This is a genomic window from Streptomyces sp. NPDC021019 (assembly GCF_044333295.1).
Classification (GTDB): domain Bacteria; phylum Actinomycetota; class Actinomycetes; order Streptomycetales; family Streptomycetaceae; genus Streptomyces.
The window spans coordinates 287,800-309,155 of the sequence record NZ_JBIRQR010000007.1; the positions used below are offsets into that span (position 1 = coordinate 287,800).

At 72.1% G+C, this 21,356-nt stretch carries 16 protein-coding genes; 8 read left to right on the plus strand and 8 right to left on the minus strand.

Going from position 1 to position 21,356, the window contains the following annotated elements; translation table 11 throughout:
- Nucleotides 1-75 precede the first annotated feature (75 nt).
- Complete coding sequence (gene metH, locus ACH4RG_RS30500; protein ID WP_397922732.1) at nucleotides 76-3,594, minus strand: methionine synthase; 3,519 nt, start codon at nucleotides 3,592-3,594, stop codon at nucleotides 76-78.
- Between the two features lie 240 nt (nucleotides 3,595-3,834).
- Here metH and ACH4RG_RS30505 point away from each other — a divergent pair, with 240 nt between their 5' ends.
- From ACH4RG_RS30505 to ACH4RG_RS30525, 5 genes are all read left to right on the plus strand, one after another.
- Nucleotides 3,835-4,599, plus strand: coding sequence for an IclR family transcriptional regulator (locus ACH4RG_RS30505; RefSeq protein WP_397922730.1), 765 nt, complete (start codon nucleotides 3,835-3,837; stop codon nucleotides 4,597-4,599).
- A gap of 425 nt (nucleotides 4,600-5,024) precedes the next feature.
- Entirely contained in the window at nucleotides 5,025-5,816 is a 792-nt protein-coding gene (locus tag ACH4RG_RS30510) for an MIP/aquaporin family protein (protein WP_397922728.1), read from the plus strand.
- A gap of 54 nt (nucleotides 5,817-5,870) precedes the next feature.
- Nucleotides 5,871-7,415 carry a glycerol kinase GlpK gene (glpK, locus tag ACH4RG_RS30515; protein WP_397922726.1) on the plus strand — a complete coding sequence of 515 codons (1,545 nt, stop codon included), beginning with the start codon at nucleotides 5,871-5,873 and terminating at the stop codon, nucleotides 7,413-7,415.
- Between the two features lie 14 nt (nucleotides 7,416-7,429).
- On the plus strand, nucleotides 7,430-9,040 hold the full coding sequence (locus ACH4RG_RS30520; protein ID WP_397922724.1) for an FAD-dependent oxidoreductase: 1,611 nt from the start codon (nucleotides 7,430-7,432) through the stop codon (nucleotides 9,038-9,040).
- 248 nt (nucleotides 9,041-9,288) lie between these two features.
- Entirely contained in the window at nucleotides 9,289-10,341 is a 1,053-nt protein-coding gene (locus ACH4RG_RS30525) for a PAC2 family protein (RefSeq protein ID WP_398163560.1), read from the plus strand.
- A gap of 87 nt (nucleotides 10,342-10,428) precedes the next feature.
- On the opposite strand, the gene mshC is transcribed toward ACH4RG_RS30525, so the two are convergent.
- The 4 genes from mshC to ACH4RG_RS30545 all read right to left on the minus strand — a co-directional run bounded on the left by mshC (nucleotide 10,429) and on the right by ACH4RG_RS30545 (nucleotide 13,969).
- A complete protein-coding gene (gene mshC, locus ACH4RG_RS30530; RefSeq protein ID WP_398540537.1) occupies nucleotides 10,429-11,658 on the minus strand; it encodes a cysteine--1-D-myo-inosityl 2-amino-2-deoxy-alpha-D-glucopyranoside ligase in 1,230 nt (409 codons plus the stop codon).
- Nucleotides 11,659-11,782: 124 nt separating this feature from the next.
- On the minus strand, nucleotides 11,783-12,622 hold the full coding sequence (locus tag ACH4RG_RS30535; protein WP_398540538.1) for an SCO1664 family protein: 840 nt from the start codon (nucleotides 12,620-12,622) through the stop codon (nucleotides 11,783-11,785).
- Nucleotides 12,586-13,176: a DUF3090 domain-containing protein gene (locus tag ACH4RG_RS30540; RefSeq protein WP_018959545.1), complete on the minus strand. Its 591-nt coding sequence runs from the start codon at nucleotides 13,174-13,176 to the stop codon at nucleotides 12,586-12,588. The genes ACH4RG_RS30535 and ACH4RG_RS30540 overlap by 37 nt, the downstream gene beginning before the upstream one ends.
- 70 nt (nucleotides 13,177-13,246) lie before the next feature.
- The gene (locus ACH4RG_RS30545) at nucleotides 13,247-13,969 is read right to left on the minus strand and encodes a histidine phosphatase family protein (protein WP_398540539.1); all 723 of its coding nucleotides are present in this window, start codon (nucleotides 13,967-13,969) and stop codon (nucleotides 13,247-13,249) included.
- Between the two features lie 54 nt (nucleotides 13,970-14,023).
- Between ACH4RG_RS30545 and ACH4RG_RS30550 the strand changes: the two genes are divergently transcribed.
- Entirely contained in the window at nucleotides 14,024-15,016 is a 993-nt protein-coding gene (locus tag ACH4RG_RS30550) for a magnesium and cobalt transport protein CorA (protein WP_397922714.1), read from the plus strand.
- 28 nt (nucleotides 15,017-15,044) lie between these two features.
- On the opposite strand, the gene ACH4RG_RS30555 is transcribed toward ACH4RG_RS30550, so the two are convergent.
- Both ACH4RG_RS30555 and ACH4RG_RS30560 read right to left on the minus strand, forming a co-directional pair.
- A complete protein-coding gene (locus ACH4RG_RS30555) occupies nucleotides 15,045-15,833 on the minus strand; it encodes a ferritin-like domain-containing protein (RefSeq protein ID WP_397922712.1) in 789 nt (262 codons plus the stop codon).
- Nucleotides 15,834-16,065: 232 nt separating this feature from the next.
- The gene (locus ACH4RG_RS30560) at nucleotides 16,066-17,115 is read right to left on the minus strand and encodes an LLM class F420-dependent oxidoreductase (RefSeq protein WP_397922710.1); all 1,050 of its coding nucleotides are present in this window, start codon (nucleotides 17,113-17,115) and stop codon (nucleotides 16,066-16,068) included.
- Between the two features lie 138 nt (nucleotides 17,116-17,253).
- Between ACH4RG_RS30560 and ACH4RG_RS30565 the strand changes: the two genes are divergently transcribed.
- Together ACH4RG_RS30565 and ACH4RG_RS30570 are read left to right on the plus strand one after the other, a co-directional pair.
- Nucleotides 17,254-18,237, plus strand: coding sequence for an aldo/keto reductase (locus ACH4RG_RS30565; protein WP_397922708.1), 984 nt, complete (start codon nucleotides 17,254-17,256; stop codon nucleotides 18,235-18,237).
- Nucleotides 18,234-20,546, plus strand: coding sequence for a helix-hairpin-helix domain-containing protein (locus ACH4RG_RS30570; protein ID WP_398540540.1), 2,313 nt, complete (start codon nucleotides 18,234-18,236; stop codon nucleotides 20,544-20,546). The genes ACH4RG_RS30565 and ACH4RG_RS30570 overlap by 4 nt, the downstream gene beginning before the upstream one ends.
- 103 nt (nucleotides 20,547-20,649) lie before the next feature.
- Here ACH4RG_RS30570 and ACH4RG_RS30575 read toward each other — a convergent pair whose 3' ends face one another.
- Nucleotides 20,650-21,315 (minus strand): hypothetical protein, encoded by a 666-nt coding sequence (locus tag ACH4RG_RS30575; protein ID WP_398163558.1) that lies wholly within the window; start codon nucleotides 21,313-21,315, stop codon nucleotides 20,650-20,652.
- Nucleotides 21,316-21,356: the final 41 nt, after the last annotated feature.

The following is a 21,356-nucleotide window of genomic DNA, read 5'->3' on the forward strand; positions in this document are numbered from 1 at the left end:
ACCAGTGTACGACGTGTCCGGCCGCGGTGCGCGAAGGGCGCGAGGCCGCGGCGGGAGTACGGGCGAGAAGCCCCCTCAGCGCGCGTTGAAGTACTTCGCCTCGGGGTGGTGGATGACGATGGCGTCGGTGGACTGCTCCGGGTGCAGCTGGAACTCCTCGGAGAGGTGCACGCCGATGCGTTCCGGCTGGAGGAGGTCGGCGATCTTCGCCCGGTCCTCCAAATTCGGGCACGCCCCGTAACCGAGCGAGAACCGTGCGCCGCGGTACTTCAGCGCGAACATGTCCTCGACGTCCGCCGGGTCCTCCCCGGCGAAGCCGAGCTCGCTGCGGACCCGCGCGTGCCAGTACTCGGCGAGCGCCTCGGCCAGCTGGACGGAGAGGCCGTGCAGCTCCAGGTAGTCGCGGTAGGAGTTCGCGGCGAACAGTTCGGCGGTGGCCTCGCCGATCCGGGAGCCGACCGTGACGATCTGGAGGCCGATGACGTCGGTCTCGCCGGATTCCTCGGGGCGGAAGAAGTCGGCGAGGCAGAGGCGGCGGCCGCGGCGCTGGCGCGGGAAGGTGAAGCGGGTGCGCTCGGAGCCGTCCTCGTGGAGGAGGACCAGGTCGTCGCCCTTGGAGACGCAGGGGAAGTAGCCGTAGACGACGGCCGCTTCCAGGAGGTTGTTGGACTGGAGGTGGTCGAGCCAGCCGCGCAGGTGCGGGCGCCCCTCGGTCTCCACCAGCTCCTCGTACGTCGGTCCGTCCCCGGTCCGGGCCTGCTTGAGGCCCCACTGGCCCTTGAAGAGCGCGCCCTCGTCGAGCCAGGAGGCGTAGTCCTTGAGCGGGATGCCCTTGATGACTCGGGTGCCCCGGAACGGCGGCTCGGGGACGGGGTTGGTGGTGGAGACGTCCGAGCGCACCGAGCCCTCGGGTTCCTCGACCTCCAGGACCGCGGTGTCGATGTCCTTCTTGGGGACCCTGCGCTGCTTGAGCTCGGGCAGGACCGCGCCGGGCACTCCGCGCTTGACACCGATGAGCGCGTCCATGAGGCGCAGGCCTTCGAAGGCATCGCGGGCGTAGCGGACCTCGCCCTCGTAGATCTCGTGCAGGTCCTGCTCGACGTAGGCCCGGGTCAGCGCGGCGCCGCCGAGGATCACCGGGAAGTCGGCGGCCATCTTGCGCTGGTTGAGCTCCTGGAGGTTCTCCTTCATGATCACCGTCGACTTCACCAGGAGGCCGGACATGCCGATCACGTCCGCGCGGTGCTCCTCGGCGGCTTCCAGGATCGCGGAAACGGGCTGCTTGATGCCGAGGTTGACGACGGTGTAACCGTTGTTGGAGAGGATGATGTCGACGAGGTTCTTGCCGATGTCGTGGACGTCGCCCCGGACGGTGGCCAGCACGATGGTGCCCTTGCCGTCGTCGTCGGTCTTCTCCATGTGCGGCTCCAGATGGGCCACCGCGGTCTTCATGACCTCGGCGGACTGGAGCACGAACGGCAGCTGCATCTGGCCGGAGCCGAACAGCTCACCGACCACCTTCATGCCTTCCAGCAGCGTGTTGTTGACGATGTCGAGGGCCGGGGTGTCCTGGAGGGCCTCGTCCAGGTCGGCCTCCAGGCCGTTCTTCTCGCCGTCGATGATGCGGCGCTGGAGGCGCTCGTCCAGCGGCAGGGCCATCAGCTCCTCGGCCTTGCCCGCCTTCATCGACTTCATGTTGACGCCCTCGAACAGCTCCATGAGCTTCTGGAGGGGGTCGTAGCCCTCGGCCCGGCGGTCGTAGATCAGGTCGAGGGCGACCTTGACCTGCTCCTCCTCCAGCCGGGCGATCGGCAGGATCTTCGAGGCGTGCACGATCGCGGAGTCCAGGCCCGCCTTGACGCACTCGTCGAGGAAGACGGAGTTCAGCACGACTCGGGCGGCAGGATTCAGGCCGAAGGAGATGTTGGAGAGGCCCAGCGTGGTCTGGACGTCCGGGTGACGCCGCTTCAGCTCGCGGATCGCCCCGATGGTGGCGATGCCGTCGCCGCGGGACTCCTCCTGACCGGTGCAGATGGTGAAGGTCAGGGTGTCGATGAGGATGTCCGACTCGTGGATGCCCCAGTTGGTGGTGAGGTCCTCGATCAGCCGCTCGGCGATGGCGACCTTGTGCTCGACCGTACGGGCCTGGCCCTCCTCGTCGATCGTCAGCGCGATCAGGGCGGCGCCGTGCTCGGAGGCCAGGGCGCTGACCTGCGCGAAGCGGGATTCGGGGCCGTCGCCGTCCTCGTAGTTCACCGAGTTCAGCACGGCCCGGCCGCCGAGCTTCTCCAAACCGGCGCGGAGCACGGGCAGTTCGGTGGAGTCCAGCACGATCGGAAGGGTGGAGGCGGTCGCGAAGCGCCCGGCCAGCTCCGCCATGTCGGCGACGCCGTCACGGCCCACGTAGTCGACGCAGAGGTCGAGCATGTGCGCGCCCTCGCGGATCTGGTCGCGGGCCATCTCCACGCAGTCGTCCCAGCGGGCCTCCAGCATGGCCTCGCGGAACTTCTTGGAGCCGTTGGCGTTGGTTCGCTCCCCGATCGCCAGGTAGGCGGTGTCCTGCCGGAAGGGGACGGTCTGGTAGAGCGAGGCCGCGCCGGGCTCGGGGCGCGGGTCCCGCTCGGTCGGCGTGAGCCCCCGGGTGCGCTCGACGACGGCCCGCAGGTGCTCCGGAGTCGTGCCGCAGCAGCCGCCGATGAGGGAGAGGCCGTAGTCCCGGACGAAGTTCTCCTGGGAGTCGGCGAGACCGTCGGGGCCGAGCGGGAAGTGCGCGCCGTCCTTGGTGAGGACGGGCAGGCCGGCGTTGGGCATGCACATCAGGGGCGTACGGGAGTGGCGGGCGAGGTAGCGCAGGTGCTCGCTCATCTCGTCCGGGCCGGTCGAGCAGTTCAGGCCGATCAGGTCGATGCCCAGCGGCTCCAGGGCGGTCAGGGCGGCGCCGATCTCGGAGCCCAGCAGCATGACGCCGGTCGTCTCGAAGGCGAGGGAGCAGATCAGGGGCACGTGGACGCCGAGGGCGTCCATCGCCCGGCGCGCGCCGATGATGCTGGACTTGGTCTGCAGCAGGTCCTGGGTGGTCTCGACGATCAGGGCGTCGGAGCCGCCCGTGAGGAGGCCTTCGGCGTTCTTCTGGTAGCCGTCGCGCAGGACGTCGTAGGAGATGTGGCCGAGCGAGGGCAGCTTGGTGCCGGGGCCGATCGAGCCGAGGACCCAGCGCTGGCGTCCGTCCTTCCGCGCGAACTCGTCCGCGACCTCTCGGGCGATCCGGGCGCCGGACTCGGAGAGCTCGAAGATCCGGTCGGCGATCTCGTACTCGTTCGCGGCGGAGTGGTTCGCGCCGAAGGTGTTCGTCTCGACGCAGTCGACACCGACCGCGAAGTACTCCTCGTGGACCGAACGCACGATGTCGGGCCGGGTGACGTTCAGGATCTCGTTGCAGCCTTCGAGGTTCTCGAAGTCCTCCAGCGTGGGGTCCTGCGCCTGGAGCATGGTGCCCATCGCCCCGTCGGCCACCACCACACGGGTGGCGAGTGCCTCTCGGAGTGCGTCTGCGCGGGTCCGGCTGTCGGCGGCGGATGTCGGCAACGAGGCCATGGATGATCTCCCAGGGATGCGACGGCTGTCGGCTTTGCGTCCTTCTTGGGGAAGGCGCACCTCGCCAGCCTAGCCGGACACCGCCCGGGGCCGTAGGGGGCGTCCATGGGGCGGACTGCATGCTGTGCGGGTGCGGCGGGTGCGGCTCGGTAGCGGAGACTTTCCCTCGGAGTCCGGCGCAGGTCGGCATCGACCGATAGTGTTCAGCATTGTCGAACCGAGGTGGAGGAGTACGGCGCGATGGCGAAGAACATCCAGTCGCTGGAGCGGGCGGCCGCGATGCTGCGTCTGCTGGCGGGCGGCGAGCGCCGGCTCGGGCTCTCCGACATCGCCTCCTCGCTGGGGCTGGCCAAGGGCACCGCGCACGGCATTCTGCGCACGCTCCAACTGGAGGGCTTCGTCGAGCAGGACGGGGCGTCGGGCCGCTACCAGCTGGGCGCGGAGCTGCTGCGGCTGGGCAACAGCTATCTGGACGTCCACGAACTGCGGGCGCGCGCCCTGGTCTGGACGGACGACCTGGCCCGCTCCAGCGGCGAGAGCGTGCACCTCGGTGTGCTGCACCAGCACGGCGTCCTGATCGTCCACCACGTCTTCCGGCCCGACGACAGCCGCCAGGTGCTGGAGGTCGGGGCCATGCAGCCGCTGCACTCCACGGCGCTGGGCAAGGTGCTGTCCGCGTACGACCCGGTTGCCCACAGCGAGGTCATGGAGGCGGAGCGCCGCTCCTTCACCGGGCGCACCGTCACCGCCGCCGACGCCTTCGAGTCGATGCTCGACCTGATCCGGGCCCAGGGCTGGGCCGCCGACGCCGAGGAGACCTGGGAGGGCGTGGCCGCGGTGGCCGCCCCGATCCACGACCGGCGCAGGATGCCCGTCGGAGCGGTCGCCGTGACGGGCGCGGTGGAGCGGGTGGCCCCGGGCGGGACGCTGCGTCCCGAGTTGATCGCCGCCGTACGCGACTGCGCCCGCGCGGTCTCCCGGGATCTGGGCGCCGGCCGCTTCTGACGGCCCGCACGAGCCGCCCGCCCGCTCCCCGCGCCGCCGCGGCCTCCGCCCCCGTACACCTGACCCCGCAGGCGGCCGCGTCCGCCCCCGCCGCCCGGCGCCCGGGCGGTCACCCCGCTCTCGCCCCGGTGTGTCCGAGCCCGCCCCTGGCCGCCCCGTCTGCTCGCGGTAACGATCGCGTCGCGCACCGAGTCATGGACCACAGAACCCTTGACGCTTCCTTCACTCGGGGGAAACACTGCCGTTCAACGGTCGGCATTGTCGAACGCCTAACGGCAATACGCGTTAGGGTGTGACAGTGCCAAGGGCCGGTCAAGCCCTTACAGGTGGGCTGCCCACGCTTCGTGGATACCCATCTGGGGCGCGGATCACCGGCAGGGACCGGTGCTCCGCTCTCCCCTGGACGAAGGACAAAGGAGTCGCGGGTGTCCAGCTCCGACATTTTCATCGGCGAGACCATAGGTACCGCCGTACTCATCCTGCTCGGCGGCGGTGTCTGTGCCGCTGTCACGCTGAAGAGCTCGAAGGCCCGGAACGCGGGCTGGCTGGCCATCACCTTCGGGTGGGGTTTCGCCGTGCTGACGGGCGCCTACCTCGCCGGCGGCGTATCGGGCGCCCATCTCAATCCCGCGGTCACGGTCGGCCTCGCCATCGAGGGCGGCACCGCGTGGGGCGACGTACCCCTGTACCTCGTCTCGCAGCTGCTCGGCGCGATGATCGGGGCCCTGCTCGTCTGGGCGGTCTACTACGGCCAGTTCCACGCGCATCTGACCGACCCGGAGATCGTCGGGACCAAGTCCACCGACGAAGGCATGGTCGACCGGGCCGCCGCCCCGAAGGCCGGCCCGGTGCTCGGGATCTTCTCCACCGGTCCGGAGATCCGCAACGGCGTCCAGAACGTCGTCACCGAGATCATCGCGACCGTCGTGCTGGTCCTCGCGATCCTGACCCAGGGGCTCAACGACGAGGGCAACGGCCTCGGCGCGCTCGGCGCGCTGATCACCGCCCTGGTCGTCGTCGGTATCGGCCTCTCGCTCGGCGGCCCGACCGGCTACGCCATCAACCCGGTCCGCGACCTCGGTCCGCGCATCGTGCACTTCCTGCTGCCGCTGCCGAACAAGGGTGGTTCGGACTGGGGCTACGCGTGGGTACCCATCGTGGGTCCGCTCGTCGGCGGCGCACTCGCCGGCGGGCTCTACAACCTCGCCTTCGCGTAGCCGTCCCCAGCCCGAGCCGCACCTCTTCACATCACAGACTTCCGGGAGCACACCGTGACCGACGCACACACCACCGGCACCCACGGCACCGGGCCGTTCATCGCGGCCATCGACCAGGGCACCACCTCCAGCCGCTGCATCGTCTTCGACAAGGACGGCCGGATCGTCTCTGTCGACCAGAAGGAGCACGAGCAGATCTTCCCGAAGCCGGGCTGGGTCGAGCACGACGCGACCGAGATCTGGGAGAACGTCCAGGAGGTCGTCGCCGGCGCCATCGTCAAGGCCGGCATCACCTCCGCCGACGTCAAGGCGATCGGCATCACCAACCAGCGCGAGACCACGCTGATGTGGGACAAGAACACCGGTGAGCCGGTCCACAACGCGCTGGTCTGGCAGGACACCCGCACCGACGCGCTCTGCAAGGAGCTCGGCCGCAACGTGGGCCAGGACCGGTTCCGCCGCGAGACCGGGCTGCCGCTCGCCTCGTACTTCGCGGGGCCCAAGGTCCGCTGGCTGCTCGACAACGTCGAGGGGCTGCGCGAGCGCGCCGAGGCAGGCGACATCCTCTTCGGCACCATGGACTCCTGGGTCATCTGGAACCTGACCGGCGGCACCGACGGCGGGGTGCACGTCACCGACGTCACCAACGCCTCGCGCACCCTCCTGATGAACCTCCACACCATGGCGTGGGACGAGAAGATCCTCCACTCCATCGGCATCCCGGCGGCGGTACTCCCCGAGATCCGCTCCTCCGCCGAGGTGTACGGCCACGCCAAGGGCGGCATCCTCGACGGCATCCCCGTCGCCTCAGCGCTCGGCGACCAGCAGGCGGCGCTCTTCGGCCAGACCTGTTTCGCCGAGGGCGAGGCCAAGTCCACGTACGGCACCGGCACCTTCATGCTGATGAACACCGGCTCCACCCCGGTGAACTCGTACAACGGGCTGCTCACCACCGTCGGTTACCAGATCGGCGACAAACCCCCGGTGTACGCCCTCGAGGGCTCCATCGCGGTCACCGGCTCGCTGGTGCAGTGGATGCGCGACCAGATGGGCCTGATCAAGTCGGCCGCCGAGATCGAGACGCTGGCCTCATCGGTCGAGGACAACGGCGGCGCGTACTTCGTGCCCGCCTTCTCCGGTCTCTTCGCCCCCTACTGGCGCCCGGACGCCCGTGGAGTGATCACCGGTCTCACCCGCTACGTCACCAAGGCGCACATCGCCCGTGCCGTCCTGGAGGCCACCGCCTGGCAGACCCGCGAGATCAGCGACGCCATGACGAAGGACTCCGGCGTCGAGCTGGCCGCGCTCAAGGTCGACGGCGGCATGACGTCCAACAACCTGCTGATGCAGACGCTCGCCGACTTCCTGGACGCGCCCGTGGTGCGCCCCATGGTCGCCGAGACCACCTGCCTCGGCGCCGCCTACGCCGCCGGTCTCGCCGTCGGTTTCTGGCCGGACACCGACGCGCTGCGCGCCAACTGGCGCCGGGCCGCCGAGTGGACACCCCGCATGGACGCGGACACGCGTGCCCGCGAGTACAAGAGCTGGCTCAAGGCCGTCGAACGGACCATGGGCTGGGTCGAGGACGAAGAAAGCTGACGAGGAGCATCACCATGACCACCCTGCAGAGCGTTCCCGCCCTCGGAACGCACCCGGCCTCCGGCTCGCTGCCGAGCCGCGCCGAGACCCGGGAGCAGCTGTCCCGGGCCACGTACGACCTCCTGGTCATCGGCGGCGGCATCCTGGGCATCTCCACCGCCTGGCATGCCGCGCAGTCCGGGCTGCGGGTGGCTCTGGTGGACGCCGGCGACTTCGCCGGCGCCACCTCCTCCGCCTCCTCCAAGCTCCTCCACGGCGGCCTGCGTTACCTCCAGACCGGTGCGGTCAAGCTGGTCGCGGAGAACCACTTCGAGCGCCGCGCGGTCTCCCGCGAGGTGGCCCCGCACCTGGCCAACCCGCTCACCTTCTACCTGCCGGTCTACAAGGGCGGCCCGCACGGCGCGGCCAAGCTCGGCGCGGGCGTCTTCGCCTACTCCGCGCTCTCCGCGTTCGGCGACGGCGTCGGCCACGTCATCTCCCCGGCCAAGGCGCAGCGCGACGTCCCCGAACTGCGCACCGACAACCTGAAGGCCGTCGCCGTCTACGGCGACGACCAGATGAACGACGCCCGCATGGCCCTGATGACGGTCCGCGCGGCCGTCGACGCCGGCGCGGTCGTCCTGAACCACGCCGCCGTCACCGGGCTGCGCTTCACCCGGGGCCGGGTCACCGGCGCCGACCTGAAGGACAGCACGGACGGCACCGAGTTCGGCGTCACCGCCCGGCTCGTGCTGAACGCCACCGGCCCCTGGGTCGACCACCTGCGGAAGATGGAGGACCCGAACGCGGCCCCCTCCATCCGCCTCTCCAAGGGCGCGCACCTGGTCCTCAAGCGGACCCGCCCGTGGCGGGCGGCGCTGGCCACCCCGATCGACAAGTACCGGATCACGTTCGCCCTGCCCTGGGAGGACATGCTGCTGCTCGGCACGACGGACGAGGAGTACGAGGGCGACCCGGCGGACGTCTCGGTGACCGAGGCGGACACCGCGCAGATCCTCGACGAGGCGGCGTTCTCGATCAAGGACCAGCAGCTGTCGCGGGATCTGATCACGTACTCCTTCGCGGGTCTGCGGGTGCTGCCCGGCGGTCCCGGCGACACGTCGAAGGCCAAGCGCGAGACCGTCGTCACCGAGGGCCGCGGCGGGATGCTGTCGGTCGCCGGCGGCAAGTGGACGACCTTCCGCCACATCGGCCGCACCGTCATGAACAAGCTGGCCGCCCTGCCCGGGCACCCGCTGGCCGAGGACATGGAGCCGATGAACCGCCTGCCGCGGAAGCTCCCGCTGCCCGGGATCGCCAACCCGAACGCGGTGGCGCACCGGCTGCTGATCGACGGCGGCACACCCGGCCCCCGGATGGCGCCGGACACCGCCCGGCACCTGGCCACGCACTACGGTTCGCTCGCCTTCGACATCGCCCGGCTGGCGAACGAGAGCCCGGAGCTGGCCGAACGCGTCCACCCGGACGCCCCGGAGATCTGGGCCCAGGTCGCCTACGCCCGGGACCACGAGTGGGCCGAGACGGCGGACGACGTGCTGCGCCGCCGGACCACGCTGACGATCCGGGGCCTGGCGACGGACGGCGTCCGCGCCGGCGTCGAGAGGCTGCTGGCCGAGAAGGACTGACCTGGTCTTGCCCGTCCCGCGTGGACGGGCGACGGGGGCGGCTTCCCGCGGGAGCCGCCCCCGTCGGCGTGCGCCAACGCCCCGGCGCACGCGCACTCGACCATCGCGGAGGGCCATGATGCACTGATCCGCCCGATGATCCACTCCCGGTGGCAGGGTTCACCCGCCCGTGCAAGAGGGCTGCGGCGGGGGCCCCCGGAAGCCGTAAGGTTGCTCCGTACGTATGGAGACATCGGAAGGAGGCCCGGGTGATCGAGCTCGAGTCGGTGCCCGAGCTGATCGACCCGGTCATGGTGGCCGCGTTCGAAGGCTGGAACGACGCCGGGGACGCCGCCTCCACAGCGGTCGGTCATCTGGACCGGGAGTGGAAGGGCGAGGTGTTCGCGGCGCTGGACGCCGAGGACTACTACGACTTCCAGGTCAACCGGCCCACGGTGTGGCTGGACGGCGGTACGCGGAAGATCACCTGGCCGACGACACGGCTGTCCGTGGTGCGGGTGGGCGGGGAGAAGCCCCGGGACCTGGTCCTGGTGCGCGGCATCGAACCATCCATGCGCTGGCGCTCGTTCTGCAACGAGATCCTCGGCTTCGCCCATGAGCTGGGCGTCGAAATGGTCGTCATCCTGGGCGCGTTGCTCGGCGACACCCCGCACACCCGGCCGGTGCCGGTGAGCGGAGTCACCTCGGACGCGGACCTGGCGCGGACGATGGACCTGGAGGAGACGCGGTACGAGGGGCCCACGGGCATCGTCGGGGTCCTCCAGGAGGCGTGCACCCACGCCGGGGTGCCCGCGGTCAGCCTGTGGGCCGCGGTACCGCACTATGTGTCGCAGCCGCCGAACCCGAAGGCGACGCTGGCTCTGCTGAACCGTCTCGAGGACCTGATCGGGCTGCGGATCCCGCTGGGCGAACTGCCCGAGGACGCACGGGCCTGGCAGCTCGGGGTGGACCAACTCGCCTCGGAGGACAGCGAGGTCGCCGAGTACGTGCAGACACTGGAGGAGGCGCGGGACACCGCGGAGCTTCCCGAGGCGTCCGGCGAGGCCATCGCCCGGGAGTTCGAGCGCTATCTGCGACGGCGGGACGGCGGCCCCGGGCAGGGTCCGGGCGGCCATGCGACGGAGTCCGGGGACGTGCCGTATCTGCGCGACCCCTCCAGCGGCCGCACCCGCCCGCCGAAGCCGCCGCGTCCGGAACCGGGGCGGGGGAAGGCCGCCGGGGACCAGGGCGCCAAGGGTCCTGACGAGGTGCCGGGTAACGAGGCGGGCGACGGCTCCGGGGACACCCCCGACGAGGACTGACCGGACGCCGGTGGCGAACAGCGGAGCGCCGCACGGGAGACGATCCCGTGCGGCGCTCCGTTCGTGTGTCCGGAGTCGCGCTCCGTCCTACAGCGCGACGCCCAGCAGGGCGTCGACCGTACGCGATACGACGCCGGGCGCACCCTCGTCCGTGCCGCCCTCCGCGCCCTGGAGCGCGGCCCAGCGGTCCACCGCGGCGAGCGCCGCGGGGCTGTCCAGGTCGTCCGCGAGGGCCTCGCGGACCTCTTCGACCAGCGCGTCGGCGGACGGCCCGTCGGGGCGCGAGACGGCGGCCCGCCAGCTCGCGAGGCGCTCCACGGCGTCGGCCAGCACCTGGTCGGTCCACTCCCAGTCGGACCGGTAGTGGCGGGAGAGCAGGGCGAGCCGGAGGGCCGCCGGGTCCACGCCGTCGCGGCGCAGCGTCGAGACGAACACCAGATTGCCGCGCGATTTGGACATCTTCTCGCCGTCCAGGCCGACCATTCCGGCGTGTACGTACGCCTTGGCGAACGGGTGCTCGCCGGTCAGCGCCTGGGCGTGGGAGGCGCCCATCTCGTGGTGCGGGAAGGCGAGGTCGGAGCCGCCGCCCTGGATGTCGAAGCCCATGCCCAGGTGGTCGAGCGCGATGGCGACGCACTCGATGTGCCAGCCCGGGCGGCCCTCGCCCAGGGAGGCCCCGACCCAGCTCGGCTCGCCCGGGCGGGCGGCCATCCAGAGCATCGGGTCGAGGGGGTTCTTCTTGCCGGGGCGCTCCGGGTCGCCGCCGCGCTCGGCGGAGAGCAGCCGCATCGCCTCGGCGTCGAGGCCGGAGACCTCGCCGAAGTGCGGGTCGGCGTCGACGGAGAAGTAGACGTCGCCGTCCAGGTCGTAGGCGGCGCCCGCGTCCCGGAGGCGTTCGACGAGGGGCACGATGCCCGGTATCGCCTCGACCGCTCCGATGTAGTGCTGCGGGGGCAGCATCCGCAGGGCGGTCATGTCCTCGCGGAAGAGCGCCGTCTCGCGCTCCGCGAGTTCGGTCCAGTCCTGACCGTCGCGCACGGCCCGCTCCAGCAGCGGATCGTCCACGTCGGTCACGTTCTGGACGTAGTGGACCTGCCGCTTGGTGTCGAGCCACACGCGTTGGACGAGGTCGAACGCGTTGTAGGTCGCCGCATGACCCATATGGGTCGCGTCGTACGGCGTGATGCCGCAGACATAGATGCGGGCGACGGGACCGGGGTCAAGGGTGATCCGTCCGCCGGTCGCGGTGTCGTGGATCCGAAGGTCGCGGCCCTTGCCAGGCAGGGCGGGGACCTCAGAAGCGGGCCAGGCATGCATGTCAGAAGCGTAACCGGACGTTGCTTCCGGATACGAACCGGCATCGGAAACCTGTCCGAAGGGACCCTCTTGCGGGAAACACGGGGCAGGCGGTAAAGCCTGGCCCGGGCGCGAGGAGGAGCTCTTACACCGGCGGCCAGGGAATGGGCGGCCACTGGCCGCTCGGCTGCGGGTGCACGGCGCTCTTGACCAGCCCGGCGACCCGCTGCCGCAGGGCCTCCAGTTCGGCCGATGTGATGAGCTCGGCCATCCGGGTGGCGAGGGCGGTCCCCGGCGCCAGCTCGCCGGCGAGCCGGCCCAGCACGGCCAGCGCCTCCTCGGTCAGCGGCTCGCCCGCCCAGCCCCAGAGCAGGGTCCGCAGCTTGTCGTCCATGTTGAAGGTGACGCCGTGGTCGATGCCGAAGAGCCGTCCGCCGGGGGCGGTCAGCAGGTGTCCGCCCTTGCGGTCGCCGTTGTTGATCACCGCGTCCAGCACGGCGAGCCGCCGCAGCCGGACGTCGTCGGCGTGCACCAGCAGCGCGGTCTTCCCCTCCCCCACGTCCGCGAAGCCCACGGCCTTCCAGCCGTCACCGGGCTCCTCGCCCTCGACGAGCGCCAGCAGCTCGGGGGCGTCCTCCTCGGAAGGGGGGCCGTCGATCCAGAGCTGGCACATGCCCTGCCCGTACGGCCCGTCCCGCAGCACGGTCGGCGGCACGAGGTCCCAGCCGGTCGCCCGGGAGACCTCGTACGCGGCGACCTCCCGCTGGGCGAGGGTCCCGTCGGGGAAGTCCCACAGCGGCTGTTCCCCCGCGACCGGTTTGTAGGCGCAGAGGCGCTCCTCGCCCTCGTACGCCACCGTGCAGTGCAGCACCGCGTTGGACGCCCCGCCGACCTGCCCGAGGACGGTGATCGTGCCCTCGGTGAGCAGGGTGAGCGGGTCCGCGTCCGTCAGGCTCCGCGACGGTATCCGTTCTGGCGCGGGCATACGTGTCCTTCCGGATCAAGGGGCAGGCTGCACAGCGGACACGGCGGGCGGCCGGCGTTGACGACGTCCAGGGCCCGCTTGGCGAAGGCGCGGGCCTGGGCGCCGCTGAGCCGGACGCGGAGCATCGGCGGGCCGTTCTCCTCGTCCTGGAGGAGCTTCTCCTCGGCCTCCGCGAGGTCGTCCTCGGAGCCGGCGTCGAGTTCGACGAGGGCCTGCGCCTCGACGATCATGCGCTGTTCCTCGCCGTCCCAGGCCAGGGCCATGGTGCCGACCCGGAACTCCTCCTCGACGGGCACGTCGAGCGGCGCGGTGTCGGAGACGTCGGTGGGGGCCACCGCGGGCACCGGGGAGTTGCCCCCGGTGCGGCGTACGACCTCGTCGAGCAGTTCGTCGATCCGCTCGGCGAGAGCGGTGACCTGGGCCTTCTCCAGGGCGACGCTGGTGACCCGGCCCTGGGAGGACGCCTGGAGGAAAAACGTACGGCGGCCAGGCAACCCGACCGTACCGGCCACGAATCGGTCCGGTGGGTCGTAGAGGAACACCTGACGGGACACGTCCTGCTCCCTTGAGCTTCGATGGTGGTTGAACGGCGCTACGGCGCGTCCACCCTACTGCCCGGAGCGATCACGGCGCGCCCGCACCGCCCCCGACCGTCGCGTCCGCCGAGCCGTCGTCCGTGGGGGACGCGGCGGCGTCCGCCCCGACGGAGTGCTCGCGGGGAGCGAGGGAGGCGAGGTCGCCGGTGTCGCCGAGCCTCAGGACGAAGGGGCGCAGCCGGGTGTAGCGGATCGCGGTGACCGAGCAGGGGTCGACGTGGACACGCTGGAAGAGGTCCAGGTGCATGCCCAGCGCGTCGGCGACGAGGGACTTGATGATGTCGCCGTGCGAGCACATGACGTAGGTGGCGTCCTCACCGTGCTCCGCCTCGACCCGGTCGTTCCAGTCGCGTACGGCGTCGACGGCGCGGGTCTGCATCGCGCGCATCGACTCGCCGCCCGGGAAGGCCGCGGCGGAGGGGTGCTGCTGGACGACGGACATCAGGGGCTCGTCGGACAGCTCGGCCAGCTTCCGTCCCGACCATTCGCCGTAGTCGCACTCGCTGACGCGGTCCTCGGTGTGCAGGGGCAGGCCGGGGCGGGCGTCGAGGAGCGGCTGGAGTGTCTGCCGACAGCGCTCCAGGGGGCTGCTGACGGCGAGGACCGGGACCACCGCGGAGAGCCGCGCGGGGAGGGCCGCGGCCTGCTCGGCGCCGCGCTCGTCGAGGGAGACACCGGGGGTGCGGCCCGCGAGCACTCCGGCGGTGTTGGCGGTCGAGCGTCCGTGGCGTACGAGGATCAAGGTGGGCATACCCGCCAGCGTAAAGGGGTGGCGAAGGTGCGCGGGAGCCGGTCAGGGGGAAGAATGCCCGCCGTGATCGTGGACTGTGCCATCTACCGGGACGGGCGCCGCACCGAACGGCCCGACGACTTCTCCGCTGCCCTGGACGAGGCGCGGGACGCACGCGACGCCTTCCTGTGGATCGGGCTGCACGAGCCGACGGAGGAGGAGTTCGACCTCGTACGGGAGGAGTTCGGGCTGCACCCGCTGGCCGTGGAGGACGCGCTGCGGGCGCATCAGCGGCCCAAGCTGGAGGTGTACGACGACTCCCTGTTCGCGGTCCTCAAGCCGGTCGTCTACGAGCCCGAGAGCGACACGGTCAGCGCCGACGAGCTGATGGTCTTCATAGGCGAATCGTTCGTGGTGACGGTCCGGCACGGCGAGGGCGCCCCGCTGGCGGCCGTGCGCCGTCGGCTGGAGGCCGAGCCCGAGGTGCTGAGGCATGGCCCGACGGCGGTGCTGTACGCGGTCAGCGACGCCGTCGTGGACCACTACATGGACGTGTCCGGTGAGCTCCAGCTCGACCTGGAGGAGCTGGAGGCGCAGGTGTTCGCCCCGAGCGGCGGCGACTCGAAGAACACCGCGGCCCGCATCTACACCTTCAAGCGGCAGGTGCTGGAGTTCCGCCGGGCGGCCGGGCCGCTGACCGCTCCGATGGCCCGGCTCTCGGGGGCGGGCGTGCCGTTCGTCCACGAGCACGCGCAGCCGTTCTTCCGGGACGTGGCCGACCATCTGACGCGCGCCAACGAGCAGGTGGAGGGGTTGGACCGGCTGCTTTCGGACATTCTGTCGGCGCATCTGGCCCAGATGGGTGTGCGGCAGAACGACGACATGCGCAAGATCTCCGCCTGGGCGGCCATGGCCGCCGTCCCGACGATGGTGGCGGGTGTCTACGGCATGAACTTCGACCACATGCCGGAGCTGCACTGGGTGTGGACCTACCCGGCGGTGGTCGCGGCGATGGGCTGCGCCGTGTTCGGTCTCTACCGGCAGTTCAAGCGGCGCGGCTGGCTCTGAGCGCCCGGCGCCCGCGGGGCGCCTGCCCTCAGGCGTACTCGCGTTCCGGTGCGGCGGGGCTGCCCAGCGCGTCACGCCGACGCGGCATCTCCAGGCTCACCATGCGCCGCCAGCCGACGAGGCGCTCGTACGCGTACACCGCGTGGATGCCCGCGGCGAGAACGGCCGCCTTGGGCCGCGGCCAGCCGAGCACCCGGCCCATGGCCGCCATCACGGCGAGGCTGACGTCGCGGTAGACGCGGATCTCGGCCAGGGCGCACTCGCGCAGGGTCCGCTGGATGGTGCGGCCGTGCCCGGCGCGGGCGAGGCCGAGGAGTTCCTCGTGGCAGTAGGCGAGGTGGTTGTCCTCGTCGTGGGAGATCATCCTCACCGCGCGGCCGATGTCGCGGTGGTCGGCGAAGTACCGGCACAGCAGGCGCATCTGCTCGGAGGCGCGCTGCTCGGTGACGCGGCTGTGGGCCAGATAGGTGATGACGTCGCGCTCGGTGAGTCGCTGCTCGCCGCGCAACCGGGAGTGCGCGAGCCCGATTCCCTGCTGTTCCAGGAGCATCGTGTAGTCGGTCTCCGGCGGGACCTCGACGGGCGGCAGTCCGCGCTTCTTCAGGAGCGCGTTGAAGATCCGGCCGTGCTTGTCCTCGTCGGCGCCGTGCCGGACGATCCTGGGCGCCAGGTCGCGGCTGCTCTCCGGGACGAGTGCGGCGATGCGGGCGTTCTCCCAGCCGCCCTGGGCCTCACCGCTCGCGGCGATGGAGCAGAAGAGCCGGTAGGACTCGTCGTTGTCCAGAATCTCCTGGAACAGAGTCTGCGCTGAGAGCATGACAGCCACCTCCGTACCCGTTGCCCGCGGACGCGAGGTCCGCGGGGCAGTAGCGCGCAGGAAGAGTCAAGTGCGCCGCGGGGCGGTCGGCAACCGGAGCGGGCGGCGCCCCGGCGCGGCGGCCGTAACCCTTGGGCGCGCGGCGCGTTGTTCCGGGTGACGGCCGTGGCGGGGAGGACCCCCGAGCCCCCACCACGGCCGTAGCGCTGTCCCGGTTGTCCGGTGTCGCCCGTCAGGCGAGCCCGGAGCGCTCCAGGGCGTCCGTGCCGGCGCGCAGGGCGGTGAGCCGCTCCTCCAGTGTGAAGCCGGCCGGGGCGAGGTTGAGCGTGGTGACCCCGGCGGCGGCGTAGGCCTGCATCCGCTCGGCGATCCGCTCGACGGGGCCGAGCAGCGCGGTCTGGTCGATCAGCTGGTGCGGCACGGCCGCGGCGGCCCCCGCCTTGTCCCCGCCGAGGTACTTGTCCTGGATCTCGGCGGCCTCCTTCTCGTACCCCATGCGCTGGGCGAGCTGGTTGTAGAAGTTCTGCTTCCGGCTGCCCATGCCGCCGACGTACAGCGCGGTGTACGGGCGGAACATGTCGGCGAGGCCGGTCACGTCGTCGCCGACGGCGAGCGGCAGCGTCGGGCTGACGTCGAAGCCCTCCATCGTCTTGCCGGCCTTCTCCCGGCCCGCGCGCAGCGGCTGGATCGCGGTCTCCTCCAGATGCTCGGCGGAGGGGAAGATCAGCAGGGCGCCGTCGGCGATCTCGCCGGTCTGCTCCAGGTTCCTGGGGCCGATCGCGGCGATGTAGAGCGGGATGTGCTCGCGCTGGGGGTGCACGGTGAGCCTGATCGGCTTGCCCGGACCGTCGGGGAGCGGCAGCGTCCAGTGCGCCCCCTCGTACGACACGCGCTCGCGGGTCATCGCCTTGCGGACGATCTCCACGTACTCCCGGGTTCGGGCCAGCGGCTTGTCGAACTTCACGCCGTACCAGCCCTCGGAGACCTGCGGGCCCGAGACCCCGAGGCCGAGGCGGAAGCGGCCGCCGGAGAGCGAGTCGAGGGTGGCGGCGGTCATCGCCGTCATGGTGGGCTGGCGCGCCGGGATCTGCATGATCGCGGAGCCGACGTCGATCGAATCGGTCCGGGCCGCGACCCAGGTCAGCACGGTCGGGGCGTCGGAGCCGTACGCCTCGGCCGCCCAGCAGACGTCGTAGCCGAGCCGGTCGGCCTCCTGCGCGACGGCGAGGTTGTCGCCGTCCATGCCGGCGCCCCAGTAACCGAGATTGATGCCGAGCCGCATAGCCGCTCCCCTTACTGATCAGTAACGTGCCTTTCTCCGGACTCTAGCGCGGGTGACGGAGATCCGGCAGGCCCGGCGGACCTCCGGTTGTCCACAGGCCTCCACCCGGTGGGGTCGTGGCCAGTAATCTCAGCGCCCATGGAGCAGAGGCATCTCGGCCGTACCGGCCTTCGCGTGTCCCGGATCGGGCTCGGCACCCTCACCTGGGGCCGGGACACGGACGAGCACGACGCCGCCGACCAGCTCAAGGCCTTCTGGGACGCGGGCGGCACCCTGGTGGACACCGCCGATGTGTACGGGGGCGGCGAGGCCGAATATCTGCTCGGGCGGCTCGTCGGGAGCCTGGTCCCCCGTCAGGATCTGGTCCTCGCCACGAAGGCCGGCAACGTCCCGGACCCCTACCGCCGCTTCAACGGTTCGCGCGGGCACCTCCTGGCCGCTCTGGACGCGTCTTTGGAGCGGCTCGGCACGGATTACGTGGATCTGTGGCAGATACACGCCTTCGACCCGGGGACCCCGTTGGAGGAGACCCTCCAGGCGGTGGACCTCGCCGTGTCCTCCGGCCGGGTGCGGTACGCGGGCGTGTCGAACTTCTGCGGCTGGCAGCTGGCGAAGGCCGCCACCTGGCAGCTCGCCGCGCCCGGGGCGCGCACCCGGCTGGCCAGCACGCAGATGGAGTACTCGCTGCTCCAGCGGGGCATCGAGCGCGAGGTGCTGCCCGCCGCGCTGGACCTCGGGATCGGGCTGCTGCCGTCCTCGCCGCTGGGGCGCGGTGTACTCACCGGCAAGTACCGCCAGGGGACCCCGTCCGGCTCCCGGGGCGCGTCGACGCGGCTCGCCCCGTTCGTCGAGCCGTATCTCGACGACGCGGCGGCCCGCATCACCGACGCGGTGGCGACGGCGGCGGACGGGCTGGCGACGAGTCCGCTCCAGGTGGCGCTCGCCTGGGTCCGGGACCGGCCCGGGGTGGCCGCGCCGATCGTCGGTGCGCGCAACGCCGGGCAGCTCGCGGAGGCTTTGTCAGTGGAGGCGCTTAGTCTTCCCTACGAGATCTGCCAGGCGCTCGACGATGTGTCGGCGCCCGTGCACCGCTATCCCGACCAGGACTGGAGCACGCTGTGACTGCGCTTCCCGGGGAGACCCCCGGCACCGTCGGCCCGGACACGCCACAGGACACCGTGTCCCCGCCGGAGGCCGGCGCCGAAGGCCCCGAGCACGCCGAAGCGCCCGACGCTCCCGACGCTCCCGAGGCTTCTGGAGGCACCGGTCCGTCGGACACGTCGGCGGACGTCGAGGAGGGCGCGCGCGAGGACGTGGAGGGCGATGCGGAGGACGCGGAGACCGAGGCGGCCGCTGACGCCGCGCCCGCGGAAGCGGCGCCCGCCGCCGAGCTCTCGGAGGCGCAGGCCGAGCTGGCCGCCCAGCGCGAACTGCGGGAGCGGATCGAGAGGCGCAAGGCGGAGAAGGCCGCACCCATCGCCGCCGGCACGGGGCTGAGCGGCACGGCCGCCGAGCTGCTCGCGGCCGTCCGCGCCGTGGAGAGCGGTGAGAAGGCGGGCACCGCGTTCTTCGACCGCCCCGCCCCGGCCCCGGCCGCCCGGCGCCCCGCGTCGGCCGCCGCGCAGCCGTCCCGGTCCCCCGTGCCCGCCGCTGCCCCGACGGCGCAGACCGCCTCCCCCGAAGCCCTGGACGCGGTGCGCGCGGTACTCACGGGGGGCGGGGCCCCCGAGGCGCTGGCCCACCCGGCCGTCGGCGTGCTGGGCGAGCAGGCGGCCGAGCTGCTGCGCAGCGACCCCTGGCGGCTGCTGGCGGTGCCCGGGGTGCGGCCCGAGCAGGCCGACGGCTTCGCGCGGGCCGTGCTGGGCGCCGCATGCGGACCGGACGACGGCCGCAGGACGTCGGCGCTGGTCGGCTGGGTGCTGCAGCGTGCCGCCCTCCAGGGCCACACGGCCCTGGACGCCGGGACCGTACGGGCGGCGCTCGCCGAACGTGCGGTCGGCGACCCGGAAGCCGCGGTGCGGGACGCCGTCGAGGAGGGCGTCGCCCTGCTCTTCCAGGAGGGCGACGAACCGACGCCGGGCGGCACCGGGGCCGAGGACGGCGAAGCGGATGAAGCGGGCCTCGCGGAGGAGGCCGACGTCGCGCGGGAGCCGGTCCAGATGCTGCTGGGTCTGGACCGCTACGCCCTGGCCGAGGAGAGCCTCGCCGAAGGCCTGGCCCGGCTGGTCAACGCCTTCGAGAAGGCCGCCGACTGGGCGGAGGCGGCCGCCGCGGCCCCCGGCCCGTCGGCCGCGGAGCTGATCCGTACGGCCGCCGCGGCCGGACTGGTCGCGCACAGCGGCGGCGAGGCGGCCCGGGCCGAGCCCGCCGCCCTGATCGCGGCGGCGCGCGGCCTGGGGCTGCGGGCCCTGGGCGCCACCCACAGCGAGGACGGCCGCCGGCGGCTCGCGGCCGCCACCGGCGATCCGGACACGGCGGTCACGCTGTCCGGCCTGCTCTCCGGTGCGCAGGGCCCCGGCCGGGACGAGGACGGGGCGCTCGCCCTGGATCTGCTGGTCGTGCTGGACGCCCCGCAGCTGGACGTGGAGGGTGCGGCGGTCCTGGTCGAGGCGCTGGCCGACGGCGCCCGGCTGGTGCTGAGCGGCGACCCGGGTGTGCTGGGTTCCGCGGGCGCCGGGCGGGTGTTCGCCGATGTGCTGGCGTCCCGCGCCTGCCCGCAGGTCGTTTCCCGGACCCCGGACCCCGGGCCGATCGGCGAGCTGGTCTCCGGTATCGGCATCGGCGAGCTGCATCAGGTCGACGCCCCGGGCAAGGAGGTGGTGATCGTCCCGGTCCGCGACGCGGGCGAGGCAGTCCACCGCACCGTGCAGCTGGTCGCCGACTCGGTGCCCCGGGCGTTCTCCATCCCCGCCGAGGAGACCCAGGTGATCACCGTGGGCCACGGCGGGGCCGCCGGGACCAGGGCGCTGAACGAGGCGCTGAAGCAGCGGCTCAACCCGGGCCCCGGCCGGTTCGGCGGTTTCGACCCGGGCGACCGCGTGGTCCATGTGCCCGCGCCCGGCCGGGCGGTGCCCGGGGTGGTGCGCTCGGCCGACGCCGAGGGGCTGCGGCTGGACTGCGGCGGCGTCCCCGTCGTCGTACCGCAGGAACGGGTGGAGTCGTCGGTGCGGCACGGCTGGGCCCTCAGCGCCCATCAGGCGGCCGGGATGCGCTGGCCGGCCGCCGTCGTGGTGCTGCCGGGCGACGCCGCGCAGGGGCTGAGCAGGCCCTGGGTGTACACCGCGTTCGGCCGGGGCGAGCGGCATCTGTCCGTGGTGCACGGGGTGGACCAGGCGCTCCCGCACGCGGTGGCGCAGGTTCCGGCCCAGGAGCGGACGACACGGCTGCGCCCGCTGCTGGAGGCGCTCCCGACGCCCGACGCGTCGTCCTGAGCGTTGAGCGATCCGGACAGCGGTGGGGCCCCGGTGCGCTGTGCGCCGGGGCCCCACCGTCACGTCCGGTGCGGGAGGAGGGAGAAGGGAGAAGGGAGAAGAGTCAGAGGCCGCCCGCCGAGGGCCCGGCGAAGTCCTCGTCCGACTCGTCCTCCTCGTCGAAGACCGCGCTGACGTCGAAGCGGCAGACCACCAGTTCGGGGTCGGCGTCCTCGAACGGGGCGCCGAGCCACTCCCCCGGCTCCGGCGGCGCTTCCCCGGCCGAGACCCAGAGGGTGGAGTCTCCCTCCTCCAGGCCGAATTCCTTGTGCCGGGAGGCGATCTCGTCCGGTTCGTACTCGCCGAAGAGCACGCCGAGCGCGGCGTGGACGCTGGTGCCGACCACCGGGGCCGTGTCCTGTCCACCGCCCGGACCCGTGTCGAGGTCGGCGAGGCGCTGAGCCTGGGCGAGCAGCCGCGGGGGCTCCGCGACCACGTAGTCGCGCCGGATCAGGACGCTGAGCGCGCTGGGCTCGGCGGGTCCGGCGTAGGGAGGCAGGGAGTCGTCGGCACCGGGGATCTCGAAGGGGGTGACTTCGTCGTAGCGCTCGTAGAGGAGTTCGTCGTAGACCTCGGCGGCAGCGGCAAGGGCGTTGAACGCGTCGTAGACGGCGGGGTCGTCGTCCCCGGTACGGCGTTCGACCGCGTCGAGGTGACGGTCGATCGCGGCTTTGACCGCCTCGGCGGCGGCACGTACCTCGGCAGCGGTGGGCTGCGCAGCATCAGACATAGTGCAGACGCTATCCGTACCGGGGCTCTGCCCGCACAATA